This window comes from Pseudomonadota bacterium (assembly GCA_030775045.1).
Lineage (GTDB): Bacteria > Pseudomonadota > Alphaproteobacteria > JALYJY01 > JALYJY01 > JALYJY01.
Genome location: JALYJY010000008.1, coordinates 16,131 through 30,469, shown reverse-complemented (window position 1 = coordinate 30,469; position 14,339 = coordinate 16,131). Strand labels below are relative to the sequence as shown.

Below are 14,339 nucleotides of genomic sequence, written 5' to 3'. Positions count from 1 at the left end.
GGCGCTGGTGGGGATCATCCTGCTGCAGCGGTCCGAAGGCGGCGGCCTTGGAATCGGCAGCGGCACCATGGGCGGCCTGATGACAGCGCGGGCCAGCGGAAACCTGCTGACCCGCACGACAGCCATCCTGGCGACCTGCTTCATGCTGACCAGCATTACCCTGGCCATCATGGCTGGTGGACATCGCAAGGCCGGACAGACAGATTTGCAGAGCCTGATTGAGCAGACAGAAACCGCGCCTGCGGCCACTTCCCCCGTTGCTCCCTCTGATACCGCTGCTCCGGCTGAACCGGCACCCCCTGCAGAACAGGCTGAACAGCCGCGGGCCGAGTGACGCGGACCCTGCACAGTCCGGAGGATCTGGTGCGGGCCGGGCTTGTTTCACCCGGACAACAGGATAAACTTGTCCCTGTTGCTGAAAAATACGCCATAGCCATCACGCCAGCCATGGCCGCACTGATCAGACCGGATGATCCTGATGACCCCATTGCACGCCAGTTTGTCCCGGATACAGCGGAACTCCATACATCACCGGAAGAAGTGACAGACCCCATCGGCGATGCGGCTCACAGCCCCCTTCCCGGCTTGGTGCATCGCTATCCTGACCGGGTGCTGCTGAAACTGCTGCATGCCTGTCCTGTCTATTGCCGGTTCTGTTTCCGGCGTGAAATGGTCGGCCCTGGCGGGGAGTCCATGTCGGCGAAAGATCTGGATGCGGCCCTTGGATATATCCACAACAATCCACAGATCCGTGAAGTGATCCTGACCGGTGGCGATCCGCTGATGCTGTCGCCCCGGCGTATGGCTGATATTGTCAAAAGGCTGGATGCCATTGCACATCTGGATGTGATCCGCCTGCATACGCGGGTCCCTGTGGTGGATCCTGACAGGGTGACAGAAGATCTTGTCTCCACCCTGAAAACCACCGACAGCGCTGTGTGGATGGCCATCCACACCAACCACCCGCGGGAGCTGACATCGGGAGCCGTAGAAGCCATCCGGCGACTGGCGGATGCCGGCATTGCCCTGGTCGCGCAGACTGTCCTGCTGCGCGGCGTCAATGATGATCCGGCTGTGCTGGAAGAGCTGTTCCGCCGTCTGGTCCGGGCCCGGGTCAAGCCATATTACCTTCACCATCCGGATCTGGCCCCGGGCACAGCCCGTTTCCGCCTCAGCCTGGAAGAGGGCCAGAGGATCATGGCAGCCCTGCGCGGCCGGGTTTCCGGACTGTGCCAGCCCACCTATGTACTGGATATTCCCGACGGTTACGGCAAGGTTCCTGTCGGACCGTCATACCTTGAGGGTTCTGATGTAAAAGGATGGATTGTGCGGGATCCATGGGGCCATTGCCATTCCTGGCCGTTACAGAAAAAGGCAGAAACCTGAAGCAGGAGGAATCATGGGAATCACCGGAAAATCAAGAACTGGAAGTACAACGAGGACGAAACAGGACATAGAGGGGCACCCCTGCACCATCACTGATTATTCCGCACCGAATACCGGTGGAATGCTGCACAAGATCACCTTCAGTTTTGCTTCAGAAAAGGCATGGCATCTGGCCAACAATGAAACAGGCCAGCCAGATATCTTCCTGGCGGAAATGTCTGTGGAATACCGCACCGGGTCCCCGCAGAGACCTGTTACAGTCAGGTTTTTTCCGGTCATCAAACAGGATCCGGATCTTGTTATGGAGCGCCTGAAGTCCTTCCTGAAAGAGGCCGGATACAAATATCCGGTCCGGGAGGGACAATCCGTTATTCCCGGCGGGGGAGCCTCCATGGCCCTGTTGCAGATAGACAATGTCGCACTTGCCATTGATGCCCTTGAGAAAGCCGGGTTTCCCGAAATCCTGACAGACAGGCTCAGGGCCTTTGAAAGGAAGCGAAAACCTCCAGCACCTGGCCCAGCCAGCGGGACTTCCGGTCCGGGAGCAGGCGGCCCGCCTGTAACTCCCACACCGTAATTTTCCCCGGCTTGTCAGACAGGCAAGCGTTGTCTACAGTGATCCTGGCTTGCCCCGTCAGAACCGGATATTCCATGTCCTCTGCCCGCCTTTCCTGTTTTCTGCTTCTGTCCTGTCTTGTGGTTTTCCCGGGAAACGCACAGGCTGCCGGACAGCAATGTCCTCCTGTCGCCTTTGTGGGTGATGCGGTACACCTGGACCAGTTCGCTGATGGCGTAAAACCGGCCCCTGGAGCGGCCCTGTTCGAGGCCCGCCTGGAAGGGTTTGGTGGTGGCTGCTCCTTTGATACCGGCAGGGTCGAGGTGGACCTGAAGCTGAAAATTGTTGCGGCGCGGGGGCCTGCCATGAGCGGCGATACCGCCTCTTTCACCTATTTTGTGGCGATTACCGATGACCAGGAGAATATCCTGATCAAAGAAGAATTCCCGACCGCCATTAAATTCGAGGATGGAAAGTCATCCGGCGAAACGGAAGAGGAACTGACCCAGATCATTCCCCTGCCGGAGGGTGTCGACCCTGCCTCCCGCCGGATCCTGGTCGGCTTCCAGCTGACAGAAGACCAGCTGGCATGGAACCGGAAACTCCTCTATCCAGGTCCCTGACAATGGCGCGAAGGGTGTGCCACACCCGGGCACGCCCCTGCCCTGTCTGAAGAATGATATCCGCCCGCCTGCGCTTTTCCGTATCGGGCATCTGGTGTGACAGGATCCAGCTGAATTTTTCCCGCGTCATGCCAGGCCGGGACAGTACCCGTTTTTCCTGGATATGGCGCGGCGCCGTCACCACCATCACTGCGTCCACGCGCCGGTCCGCCCCCGTCTCGAACAGCAGGGGAATTTCCAGAACCACCAGCGGTTCTCCCTTCCTCCGGTGTTCTTCCAGAAACCGGTCCTGTCGCTCGCGCACCAGGGGATGAAGGATTTTTTCCAGCGCTTCCAGGGCTTCAGGATCATTGAAGACTTTTTGCCCCAGCGCCTTGCGGTCAATCCCGCCAGCCCTGCTGCCTGTGCCCGGGAACCGGGCCAGGACAGGATCCACCGCCTCTCCCCCAGGAGCCATCAGGGCATGGACCGCCGCATCAGAGTCATGGACCGGAATGCCCATACTCCGCAACATCAGAGCCGCTGCAGACTTTCCCATACCAATCGACCCGGTTAATCCCAGGACGATCATGGCTGGCTACTCCTCGATCCGGGCGATGCGCAGAAGGTTTGTGGTGCCCGGCTTGCCAAAGGGAACGCCGGCGGTGATGACGATCTTCTGGCCGACGGCTGCAAGGCCGTCCTGACGGGCGATGGCACAGGCTTTCTGGACCATATCCGCTTCGGTCACGATGTCGGTGGTCCAGAAAGCATGGACGCCGAACGCCATGGTGAGGCGGCGCGCAATCTCGGGCCGGGACGCCAGGCACAGGATGGGAACAGCGGGCCTCTCACGCGCCGCGCGCAGGGTGGTGGATCCTGATTCCGTAAATGTGGCGATGCAGGCGGCAGAAATGGTTTCCGACACCTGGCGCGCGGCGGCCGTAATGGCGTCGGCGGAGGTATGCTGCGGCTCCAGGTGCCAGGCGTCAATAATGGTGCGATACGAGGGGTCGCTTTCCGTGCGGCGGATGATCCTGTCCATGATGGACACGGCTTCCAGCGGGTACTGGCCCGAAGCCGTCTCGGCCGACAGCATCACGGCATCTGCACCGTCATAGACGGCCGTGGCCACGTCCGAGGCCTCGGCCCGCGTGGGCGTGGGGGTCGAAATCATGGATTCCAGCATCTGGGTCGCCACAATGACCGGCCGGCCCGCAAGGCGGGATTCCTTCAGGATGCGCTTCTGCAGGGCCGGGACATCCTCGGTGGGCATTTCCACACCCAGATCGCCGCGGGCCACCATCAGCCCGTCGGACATCTGGACAATCTCGGTCAGGTGCGTGATGGCCGAAGGCTTCTCGATCTTGGCCAGCAAGGCCGCACGGTTGCCGATCAGCTTGCGCGCCTCGGCAATATCATCCGGCTTCTGGACAAAGGACAGGGCAATCCAGTCCACGCCTGCGTCCAGCGCATAGCGCAGGTCCTCGCGGTCCTTGGGCGTCAGGGGGGACAGGGGAATAACCACGTCAGGAACATTTACACCCTTGCGGTCAGACAGTTTTCCGCCGATGACCACTTCCGTTTCCGCAAAATCTGACCCGCATTCCAGAACCTTCAGGCGGATCTTGCCGTCATCCAGCAGCAGGTTCGCTCCCGGCCGCAAGGCTTGCAGGATTTCCGGATGTGGCAGCCTGACACGCCGCCCGTCACCGGGGGCCTGGTCCAGATCAAGACGAAAGCGCTGACCCGCAGCCAGCATGATGGATCCATCCGCGAAAGTCCCCACGCGCAGCTTGGGGCCCTGCAGGTCCGCCATGATACAGACGGGACGGCCGGTTTCCTTTTCCACTTCGCGGATCAGGCGGACCCGCTCGCCATGGTCTTCCTGTTTCCCATGGCTGAAGTTCAGGCGGAATACATCTACGCCCGCATCAAACAGCTTGCGGATCATGTCGGCCGAGGCCGAGGCCGGCCCCAGCGTGGCCACAATGCGGGTCTGGCGCATACGGCGCCGCAGGGAAGGATTTCTGGTCATGGGCGGGAAAACCTGAAAAGACGGCAGGAAACGACAGTCCACGACACGCTACGCCATGCCCCGTCTCAAGGCAACGGGGTTTGTTGCATGCTGTCAGTCAGGCCATGCCTGTGTTAAAAGAAAGGAAGCATCATCCTGCCTTCAGGTGACCCCATGCCCGCTTCCTCCCCACATCCGGATACCTTTCGCGCTGCCATGACCGCGGCGTACCGCGAGGATGAGGCCGCGGCCGTGAAGCGCCTGCTGGCTGCGGCGGCCTGGCGCGCAGATCTGCGCGCCCGGATCCGGGACCGGGCGTACGGGCTGGTGGAGGGGGTGCGCGGCAGCAAGACCCGCTTTACCCTGCTGGACAGTTTCCTGCAGCAGTTCGGCCTGTCGACGCAGGAGGGCGTGGCCCTGATGTGCGTGGCGGAGGCCCTGCTGCGCATTCCCGATAAAATCACGGCGGATGCCCTGATCCGCGACAAGGTGGGCGAAGGCGCATGGGAGAAGTATCTGGGCAAATCCGATACCCTGTTCATGAATGCCTCCACCTGGGCACTGATGCTGACGGGCCGGGTGATAGAGATGGGCCAGGACGGCGCAAACCTGCTGAAGCGTGTGGTGGCGCGGGTGGGCGAACCCGTTATCCGCCAGGCTATCACGCAGGCGGTGCGGATCCTGGCCCGCCAGTTCCTCATGGGTGAAACCATCGACGAAGCCCTGAAGAACGCCAGGGATGACGAGAAAAAAGGCTACACGCATTCCTATGACATGCTGGGCGAAGGCGCGCGCACCCAGGCTGATGCAGACCGCTATTTCCGGAACTACGCTGAAGCCATCGAGGCCGTGGGCAGGGCCCGGGGCAGCCGCGGCCTGTTCGAAAGTCCCGGCGTGTCGATCAAGCTGTCCGCCCTGCATCCGCGCTACGACATCGCCCAGCGCGACCGGGTCATGGCGGAACTGGTCCCACCCCTGCTGGCCCTGGCTGCAAAAGGCAAAGAAGCAGGCATCACTATCATTGTCGACGCGGAAGAGGCTGACCGCTGGGATATCTCTCTGGATGTCATAAAAGCCGTTTTTACAGATCCGGCCCTGAAAGGATCGGAGGGGTTTGGCCTCGCCCTCCAGGCCTATCAGAAGCGGGCGATGGCTTCGGCAGAATGGCTGATCGCCCTTGCGCGTCAGACCGGCCGCCGGATGCCCATCCGTCTGGTCAAGGGCGCCTACTGGGACACAGAAATCAAGCGCGGGCAGGAGCGGGGCCTGGAGGGTTATCCTGTCTTTACCCGCAAGATCTCCACCGACCTGTCCTGGCTGGTATGCGCCCGCCGCCTGCTGGATGCCCGCGATGCCGTGTTCCCCATGTTCGCCACGCACAACGCCCACAGCATTGCTGCTGTTCTGGAAATGGCCGGCGATAGCCCCGCCGGTTTCGAGTTCCAGCGTCTGTACGGCATGGGCGAGGCGCTGCACGACCAGGTCACATCAATAATCCCTTCGCGCATCTATGCGCCCGTGGGCAATCACGAGGACCTGCTGGGCTATCTGGTGCGCCGTCTGCTGGAAAACGGAGCCAACAGTTCCTTCGTCAACCGTATCCGCGACGACAGCCTGTCCATCGACACTATCATCGCCGACCCTGTGACTGCTGTGGAGAAGCTTGAGATGATCCCCCATCCGAAAATCACCCTGCCCGTAGATATGTTCCGTCCTGAGCGGCAGAATTCCTGGGGGCTGGATCTAAGTGACCCTGCAGTCACCGGACCTTTGCTGAAAAACATGGACAGTACAGGCCCATGGACGGCGGCACCCCTGATTGGCGGCAAACCCCACACCGGCACCGCACGGCCCGTGCGCAATCCCGCAGACCTGCGCCAGACCACAGGCACGGTGGAAGAGGCTTCTGCCGACCTTGTGGAAAAAACGCTGGATGTGGCGCTGAAGGCTTTTCCGGACTGGGACCGCACACCGGCCACAGAGCGGGCCGCGTGCCTGGATCGGGCAGCGGATCTTCTGGAAAAACACCGCACTGAATTCATGGCCCTGTGCGTGCGCGAAGGCGGCAAGACCATTCCCGACGCGCTGGCCGAAGTGCGGGAGGCGGTGGACTTCTGCCGCTATTATGCCGCCCAGGCCCGGGAGAAACTGGCCGAGCCCGCCCTGATGCCCGGCCCTACAGGGGAGAAAAACACACTGTCGCTGCGTGGCCGGGGCGTGTTCGTATGTATCAGCCCCTGGAACTTCCCGCTGGCCATCTTCATGGGCCAGGTGACCGCAGCACTGGTCAGTGGCAATACAGTGATCGCCAAGCCCGCTGCCCAGACCCCGCTGATTGCATTCCACGCCGTGCAGATCCTGCATGAGGCAGGCATTCCCGGCGATGCTCTGGCCTTTTTGCCCGGCAGCGGGTCAACCATCGGCGGCCGTCTGGTTGCTGATAATCGCATCGCCGGCGTAGCCTTTACCGGCTCCACCGAAACCGCCCGGCGCATCAATCAGTCCCTGGCGGCGCGCAACGGCCCCATCGTGCCGTTCATAGCGGAAACCGGCGGCCAGAATGCCATGATCGTGGACACCAGCGCCCTGCCCGAACAGGTGGTGGACGACCTGGTCACCAGCGCGTTCCGCTCGGCGGGACAACGGTGTTCCGCCGGACGGGTGGCGTTCCTGCCGGAAGACACGGCAGACAAGATTATCACCATGCTGAAAGGCGCGGTGCAGGAACTGCGCGTGGGCAATCCCGGAAAGCTCTCCACTGACGTGGGACCGATCATCGACAAGGGGGCGCTGGAGGGTCTGCAGGCGCACACGAAGAAACTGCGCGACCAGGGCCGCCAGCTGCTGGAAGCGCCTCTGCCGGATGACTGCGCCCACGGTACTTTCCTGGCGCCCGGTGCATGGCTGCTGGACAGCCTGGACGACCTGAAAAACGAAGTGTTCGGCCCCGTCCTGCATGTGGTGCGCTACCCGGCCGGACAGCTGGATCCGGTACTCGAGGCCATCCGCCGCACCGGTTATGGCCTCACCCTGGGAATCCACAGCCGTATCGAAAACACCGTGAGATACATCGCTGAACGCGCGCCGGTCGGAAACATCTATGTGAACCGCAGCATGATCGGCGCAGTGGTGGGCGTACAGCCCTTCGGCGGCGAGGGCCTCTCCGGTACCGGCCCCAAGGCGGGCGGCCCGCATTACCTGTACCGTTTCTGCACCGAGCGTACCCTGTCGGTGAACACAACCGCCGCCGGGGGCAACACATCCTTGGTCATGATGGGGGCGTAGAAAACCGAAGCAGCCCTGACTCGGCCAAATTATTTACTTTACGGCTTTTGCAGGCACGCGGACAATCAACGCAGAATGAGCCAGATGACAAGGCTTTCGAGAACCGGAGCGGAGCGTACGTTACAGTACGTGAGCACCGGAAGCGGAGGAAGCTGAAGCCAGATGGCCATTATCCGTTTGATTATCCGCGTGCCTTGGCCTTCTCATCCCCAGGCAGCATGACGCTGGTCATGCCTTCCCAGGGGCTGAGGAAGTCGAAGCGGCGGAATTCCTGGGACAGTTTCACAGGCTCATACGCCACGCGCTTCTGCTCGTCGTCATAGCGCATCTCCACAAAGCCGGTCAGGGGGAATTCCTTGCGCAGGGGATGCCCCTCAAACCCGTAGTCCGTCAGGATGCGGCGCAGGTCGGGATGCCCGTCGAACAGTACACCGTACATGTCCCAGGTCTCGCGCTCGAACCAGCCAGCCACAGGCCACACGGAGACAACGGAAACCACGGGAGTGTCTGCGTCCGTGGATACCTTGACCCGCAGGCGGTGGTTATGGCGCAGGCTGAGCAGGTTGTACACCACCTCGAACCGCTCAGGCCGGTCAGGCCAGTCCACGCCGCAGATATCCATGACCTGCTCACAACACAGATCCGGGTGATCGCGCAGGGTTTTCATGACGGTCATCAGCCGGTCGCGCGCAACGCGGATGGCCAGTTCGCCCTTCAGGACAACAGCCTCCAGCACATCAGGCCCCAGCACATCACAGACTTTTTTCTGCAGCTGACCGGTATCCATGCGTGCTTCCCCTGCCCCGAAATCCTGCCCCTGAGTACTCCATCAGCCGGATTTTTGCAATGGAACCCATACCGAAAAATTCCGGTTGCATTCAGGGCCGGGGGGCGTAATTGATGGTGCATGTCCCGATCCAGACCACGCCAGAAGCCTTCCCGGCCCCCGAAACCCGGGCGCAGGCGGGCCATACGTCTTTTATCCTGCGGTGTTCTGGCCGGCGCAGCCGTCTGGCTGGGCAGCGCTGTCGCCCACGAAATGCGGACCTCTGAGCTCCAGGCGCGTTATCTGTCACGCTTTGCGCAGACGCTGATTTATACTGTGGCGGAAGGTCCCAGCCCCCACATCCCCTGGCCGGAAACCGGCCCCTATAACGAGCGACTGGGCTACGCCGGCCTGTCCGGCTATGTCACAAACGCTGCAAAGGCGGGCTATGCCATTCTGGTCCAGGCCCGGGCATCGCCCGCCCTGGAATGGTTTGTGCGCCATGGCGGTTTTGCACCCTGGCATGCCCGGGCCCAGGCCGGACTGATCCTGAAGGACAGGACGGGTACCATTCTTTACAACGCCCTCTACCCCGAAAGAGTCTATGACACCTTTGAGAACGTCCCATCCCTGGTGACGCAGACCCTTCTGTTTATCGAAAACCGGGAGCTTCTGGATACGGCATTTCCCAGGCACAATCCTGCCATCGAATGGGACAGGCTGGGGGCTGTCGTCCTGGCCCTTCCGCTGAAGCTGACGGGTCTGGGCGGCCGCATTCCGGGGGGCAGCACCCTGGCAACGCAGATCGAGAAATACCGTCACTCCCCCAACGGGCGGACAGACGGGGCCCGGGAAAAGCTGCGCCAGATGGTCTCCGCCAGCGTCAGGGCCTATATGGATGGCCAGAACACGACGCGGCACCGCCAGCAGATCGTTGTGGACTACATCAACTCTACCCCCCTGTCGGCCCGCGGCCGGTTTGGCGAGGTGAACGGCATCGGCGACGGCCTGTGGGCCTGGTTCGGAACAGACTTCCGCACAGCCAACCGCATCCTGCGCAGCCAGCCACGGACCGAGCTGGACCTGGCCCGGCAGGCTCTGGTCTACAGGCAGGTCCTGTCCCTGTTTCTGGCCCAGCGTCGCCCATCGTTCTATCTGGTCAGCAACCGGCCCGCCCTGGAAAAACTGGTGGGCAGCCATCTGCGCCTTCTGGCCTCTGCCGGCATTATCAGCCAGCCCCTGCGTGATGCGGCCCTGGCCATGCCTCTGACCTTTGCGGCAAAGGATCCCGTGCCTGATCCTGTATCGTTCGTGGACCAGAAAGCTCCCAATGCCATACGCAACCACCTTCTGGCCATGCTGGGCCTGCCGGGCCTGTACCAGCTGGACCGGCTGGACCTGAATGTGGATACGACCCTGGACCTGCCTACCCAGGAAAAGGTCGTTGCCCTTCTGCATAAACTGAAGGATCCGGCATTCCTGGAAAAAAGCGGGCTGGTGGGTTTCCGGCTTCTGGACAATGCGGATCCGGCCAGGGTTATCTACAGCTTTACCCTTCTGGAAAGGCGGGGAAATGCAAATTTCGTCCGCGTCCAGGCTGATAACTGGGACCAGCCACTGGATATCAATGAAAAGTCCAGACTGGATCTGGGATCAACCGCAAAGCTGCGCACCCTGGCTACCTATCTGGGCATTGTCGGACAGCTGCATGAGCGTTTCTCCTCCCTGTCCGCAGAAGACCTGGCTGCCATGGCCGCCGAGGCGCCGGACCCCCTCTCCCGCTGGGCTGCAGGCTATCTGTCAGGAACGGGGAACAGTGATCTGAAAACCATGCTGGATGCAGCCATGGGCCGGCAGTATTCTGCAAATCCGGGAGAGAATTTCTTTACGGGGGGCGGTCTTCACACCTTTGTCAATTTCGACCCCGATGACAATGGAAAGACAGTCGCAGTACGCGAGGCCTTCCGCCATTCCATCAACCTGCCCTTTATCCGGCTTATGCGGGATATCGTGGCCTTTTACAGGTCAGAAGGCACAGATACGGGCGAAGGTGTCCTGGCCGATGCGGATCATCCTGCCAGACAGGATTATCTGGAACGCTTTGCTGACCGGGAGGGCAGCGTCTACCTTTCAGGCTTCTGGAAGCGCTATCAGGGAAAATCCCCGGATCAGGCGCTGGATCTTCTGGTCAGCCGGGGACGGCGTACGGCAGAGCGTCTGACCGTCATTTTCCGGTCCGTACGGCCTGAGGGAACGGTTGAGGAGCTGTCCCTGTTCCTGAAACAGAAAATACCTGCGTCGATCCCGGCCCCCGAAATGGCCAGAAAGCTTTATGACAAGCATGCTCCCGGAAAATACAGCCTGGCAGACCGGGGATATCTGGCCCGCGTCCATCCACTCGAGCTGTGGCTTGTGGGATACCTGCGCACCAGGCCCGGCGCTACACGCAGCCAGGTGCTGGAGGCCAGCGCGGACCAGCGCCAGGAAAGCTATGCCTGGCTTTTGCACTCGAAACGGACAGCCGCACAGAACATCCGCATCCGCACCCTGATGGAGGAAGAGGCATTTTCCCTGGTCCATGCGCAATGGGCCAGTCTGGGCTATCCTTTTGAATCCCTGGTCCCTTCCCTGGCCACGGCCATCGGAAGCTCCGCCGACAGGCCTGACGCCCTGGCGGAACTGGTGGGCATTATTCTGAACCACGGACTGAAAGTCCCCGTCATCCGCATCCGCCAGATGCATTTTGCAGAGGGAACCCCCTGGGAAACCCTGATGCGGCGCCAGGTCGGACAGCCGGAACGCGTCATGGCCCCCGAGGTCGCCGAAACACTCCATGCCGCCCTGGTGGATGTGGCCACCCATGGCACAGCGCAGAGAATCCATGGGACCTTTTCTGATCTGCAGGGCAATACTATTCCTGTCGGTGGAAAGACAGGGACAGGAGATCACCGCTTTGAAACCTGGGGTCCCGGCGGAAAACTTCTGAACTCACGGGTGGTCAACCGGACCGCCACCTTCGTGTTTTTCATTGGTGAAAATTTCTTTGGAACTGTTACGGCACACGTTCATGGCAATAACGCTGCGAACTACAAATTCACCAGCGCCCTTCCGGCCCAGCTGCTGAAGGCCCTGGCCCCTGCCCTCGAGCCCCTGGTGCGCGGAGAGGATACGGCTGTGGCCGGGGTCCAGAACCCCGACACCAGTAACCAGTAAATATACAGGTTACTGGCTCCAGGCTCCTGTACCTTACTTTTTCTCCGTCCCCAGCTGCAGGGCCACGAAGCGCAGGTCATTCTTCCTGTTGACCAGAAGAAGAACCGTCTTGCGGCCGGCGGATTTGACGTCCTTAATCTTTTTGGCCACGTCCTCCGGTTTTTCAACCTCTTCCTGACCAACCTCGGCAATCACATCACCGGGGCGCAGACCTATGTCCTCAGCGGCACTGCCTTCCTTCACGGTGACCACCAGAACGCCTTTGGTGCTGTCATCAAGCTCGTGGCGCTCCCTCAGTGCGGGAGTCAGGGCTGTCAGCCCCATCTCCAGGACTTCTGTTGTTTTTTCGGGAATGGCCTGACCATCTTCCTCTGTCACAGAGGCTTCTTCCTCATCCTCTGCGGTTTCCAGTTCACCCACGGTGACATTCAGGGTCATTTCCCTGCCCTTGCGCCACAGAACCACAGGAGCCTTCTGGCCAATCGGCGTCTCCGCAACCACGCGGGGCAGGCGCCGCATCTCGTTCACAGATTTGTCATTGAATTTCAGGATGATATCCCCGGCCTTGATCCCTGCCTTTGCAGCCGGGCCGTCAGGCGTGACACTGGCCACAAGGGCCCCCTGGCTGGAATCCTTCAGGCCCAGACTGTCCGCGATATCCTCTGTAACGGCCTGGATGCGCACACCCAGCCATCCACGGCGGGTGCGGCCATGTTCCTTCAGCTGGGCAATCACGCTTTTGGCCATGGTGGCCGGAATGGCAAAACCAATGCCCACAGAACCACCAGAGGGCGAAAAAATAGCTGTATTCACGCCGATCACCTCGCCCTTCAGGTTGAACATGGGTCCGCCTGAATTGCCCCGGTTGATGGACGCGTCGGTCTGCAGGAAGTCATCATAGGGACCGGCATTGATATCGCGCGCCCGGGCAGAAATGATGCCTGCCGTGACAGTACCGCCAAGACCAAAGGGATTGCCGATGGCCACGATCCAGTCACCCACCCGCATGCTGTCGCTGTCGCCCCAGGGAACAGCCGTCAGCGGCTTTGACGGCTCAACTTTCAGCAGGGCCAGATCCGTCTTGGAGTCCCGGCCCAGAACCTTCGCCTTCAGATTTGTGTCGTCATGCAGGATAACCGTGATCTCATCTGCATCCTGGATCACGTGGTTATTGGTCACCACATACCCCTTGGGATCAATGACAAACCCTGATCCCAGAGAGGTGATCTTGCGGGACTGGGGGCTGCTGTCGGGGCCTCCATGCCTTTCCATGAAATCCCGGAAGAATTCCTCGAACGGAGACCCTGGGGGGAACTGGGGCATGTCCGGCAGGGGGCGGCCACCCTTCTGGGGAGAAATGTTCTGGGTCGTGGAAATGTTCACCACTGAGGGCAGCAGACGCTCGGACAGATCGGCAAAGGAAGCCGGCGCATCGGGATGGGGAGCCACAGGCTCCAGAACCTGCGCCTGGGCCTTTGACTGGGCCAGGGCGGGAACAGGCACAACAGCGGCCAGCAACAGGCCAGCCATCACCAGACCATGAACCAGAAAATTCCTTTTCATCATGTGCCTCTGTCACTCCTGACTGTACGAATTTCTGCCATTCTTTCTATACCCCGGCCTGGACGAAAATAAGGCAGGGTTTATCGAGAAGGCAGTTCGTTTAGATAGCGGAAAAATTCACTGCGCGGCGTCAGGACAAGGGTTGTGTTGCTGCCTGTCAGGGCATTCCTGTAGGCCTGCAGGCTGCGGTAGAAGGCATAGAACTGGGGATCCCTGCCATAGGAATCCCGCACAATATCGATGGCCTGGCGCTCGGCATCGCCCCGCAGGACTTCAGCCTTTCCCTGGGCTTCAGACAGGATACCGGTTCTTTCGCGGTCAGCACGTGAGCGGATTTCCTGGGCCTGCTGCTGTCCCTGGGCGCGCAGCTCCGCCGCTTCACGCTCCCGCTCCGATTTCATGCGGGCAAAGACAGCTCCGCTGTTTTCCGCAGGCAGATCGGCGCGGCGCATGCGCACGTCCATAACCTCGATGCCAAAACGCTTTACATCGGCATTGACCCGGTCATGGATGGTTTTCATGACCCGCACCCGGTCCTGGGAAAGCAGGTTGGCCAGGGTCGCGGCCGGAAAAATTTCTCTCAGCGCCCCGTCCACCGTGTTCTCGAGACGGGCCTGCAGCGTGGCCTCGTTGCCTACAGACGTATAGAACAGGACCGGATCCGTAATCCGGTAGCGGGTAAAGGTATCCACCACCAGCCGGGTCTTGTCGCCCAGGATGAACGGCTTGGCCTGGGGGTCAAAATCCAGAACCCGCCTGTCCAGATAGACCACATTCTGGATCATGGGGATCTTGACGTACACGCCGGGTTCAGTGGCCACACGGCGGATTTCCCCGAACTGCAGGACCAGGGCCTGGTCTGCCGGCGTGACAACGAAGAAGGACCCGCTGGCAATAATCACGGCCAGAAGCAGGGCAACAAGGGCAAGGGGGGCAAAAGTTTTCATGGCT

At 60.9% G+C, this 14,339-nt stretch carries 11 protein-coding genes; 6 read left to right on the top strand and 5 right to left on the bottom strand.

Annotated features, from left to right (window positions below; translation table 11 throughout):
* The 4 genes from secG to M3O22_01390 form a co-directional block, all read left to right on the top strand.
* A partial coding sequence (secG, locus tag M3O22_01405; GenBank protein ID MDP9195420.1) for a preprotein translocase subunit SecG occupies positions 1–334 on the top strand: 334 nt, incomplete at its 5' end.
* On the top strand, positions 331–1,386 hold the full coding sequence (locus tag M3O22_01400) for a lysine-2,3-aminomutase-like protein (GenBank protein MDP9195419.1): 1,056 nt from the start codon (positions 331–333) through the stop codon (positions 1,384–1,386). The genes secG and M3O22_01400, both read left to right, overlap by 4 nt.
* A 13-nt stretch (positions 1,387–1,399) precedes the next feature.
* On the top strand, positions 1,400–1,963 hold the full coding sequence (locus M3O22_01395) for a hypothetical protein (protein MDP9195418.1): 564 nt from the start codon (positions 1,400–1,402) through the stop codon (positions 1,961–1,963).
* A 74-nt stretch (positions 1,964–2,037) separates the two neighbouring features.
* Positions 2,038–2,565 (top strand): hypothetical protein, encoded by a 528-nt coding sequence (locus M3O22_01390; GenBank protein ID MDP9195417.1) that lies wholly within the window; start codon positions 2,038–2,040, stop codon positions 2,563–2,565.
* Here the strand turns inward: M3O22_01390 and coaE are convergent.
* A complete protein-coding gene (gene coaE, locus M3O22_01385) occupies positions 2,453–3,103 on the bottom strand; it encodes a dephospho-CoA kinase (protein ID MDP9195416.1) in 651 nt (216 codons plus the stop codon). The two genes, M3O22_01390 and coaE, sit on opposite strands and share 113 nt — an antisense overlap.
* A 39-nt stretch (positions 3,104–3,142) precedes the next feature.
* Complete coding sequence (gene pyk, locus M3O22_01380; GenBank protein MDP9195415.1) at positions 3,143–4,582, bottom strand: pyruvate kinase; 1,440 nt, start codon at positions 4,580–4,582, stop codon at positions 3,143–3,145.
* 153 nt (positions 4,583–4,735) lie between these two features.
* Between pyk and putA the strand changes: the two genes are divergently transcribed.
* Positions 4,736–7,846: a bifunctional proline dehydrogenase/L-glutamate gamma-semialdehyde dehydrogenase PutA gene (gene putA / locus M3O22_01375; protein ID MDP9195414.1), complete on the top strand. Its 3,111-nt coding sequence runs from the start codon at positions 4,736–4,738 to the stop codon at positions 7,844–7,846.
* A gap of 181 nt (positions 7,847–8,027) precedes the next feature.
* On the opposite strand, the gene M3O22_01370 is transcribed toward putA, so the two are convergent.
* On the bottom strand, positions 8,028–8,633 hold the full coding sequence (locus M3O22_01370) for an NADH-quinone oxidoreductase subunit C (protein ID MDP9195413.1): 606 nt from the start codon (positions 8,631–8,633) through the stop codon (positions 8,028–8,030).
* Between the two features lie 120 nt (positions 8,634–8,753).
* Between M3O22_01370 and M3O22_01365 the strand changes: the two genes are divergently transcribed.
* Positions 8,754–11,825 (top strand): transglycosylase domain-containing protein, encoded by a 3,072-nt coding sequence (locus M3O22_01365; protein MDP9195412.1) that lies wholly within the window; start codon positions 8,754–8,756, stop codon positions 11,823–11,825.
* A gap of 33 nt (positions 11,826–11,858) precedes the next feature.
* Here M3O22_01365 and M3O22_01360 read toward each other — a convergent pair whose 3' ends face one another.
* Together M3O22_01360 and hflC are read right to left on the bottom strand one after the other, a co-directional pair.
* A complete protein-coding gene (locus M3O22_01360) occupies positions 11,859–13,391 on the bottom strand; it encodes a DegQ family serine endoprotease (GenBank protein ID MDP9195411.1) in 1,533 nt (510 codons plus the stop codon).
* Between the two features lie 77 nt (positions 13,392–13,468).
* The gene (hflC, locus tag M3O22_01355; GenBank protein ID MDP9195410.1) at positions 13,469–14,335 is read right to left on the bottom strand and encodes a protease modulator HflC; all 867 of its coding nucleotides are present in this window, start codon (positions 14,333–14,335) and stop codon (positions 13,469–13,471) included.
* Positions 14,336–14,339 lie beyond the last annotated feature (4 nt).

What these genes read in the sequence shown, in the direction of transcription:
- M3O22_01365 (MDP9195412.1), top strand. Translation starts at nt 8,754, where the DNA reads ATGTCCCGATCCAGACCACGCCAGAAGCCTTCCCGGCCCCCGAAACCC.
- M3O22_01360 (MDP9195411.1), bottom strand. Translation starts at nt 13,391, where the DNA reads ATGATGAAAAGGAATTTTCTGGTTCATGGTCTGGTGATGGCTGGCCTG.
- M3O22_01370 (MDP9195413.1), bottom strand. Translation starts at nt 8,633, where the DNA reads ATGGATACCGGTCAGCTGCAGAAAAAAGTCTGTGATGTGCTGGGGCCT.
- M3O22_01395 (MDP9195418.1), top strand. Translation starts at nt 1,400, where the DNA reads ATGGGAATCACCGGAAAATCAAGAACTGGAAGTACAACGAGGACGAAA.
- pyk (MDP9195415.1), bottom strand. Translation starts at nt 4,582, where the DNA reads ATGACCAGAAATCCTTCCCTGCGGCGCCGTATGCGCCAGACCCGCATT.
- putA (MDP9195414.1), top strand. Translation starts at nt 4,736, where the DNA reads ATGCCCGCTTCCTCCCCACATCCGGATACCTTTCGCGCTGCCATGACC.
- M3O22_01390 (MDP9195417.1), top strand. Translation starts at nt 2,038, where the DNA reads ATGTCCTCTGCCCGCCTTTCCTGTTTTCTGCTTCTGTCCTGTCTTGTG.
- coaE (MDP9195416.1), bottom strand. Translation starts at nt 3,103, where the DNA reads ATGGGAAAGTCTGCAGCGGCTCTGATGTTGCGGAGTATGGGCATTCCG.
- hflC (MDP9195410.1), bottom strand. Translation starts at nt 14,335, where the DNA reads ATGAAAACTTTTGCCCCCCTTGCCCTTGTTGCCCTGCTTCTGGCCGTG.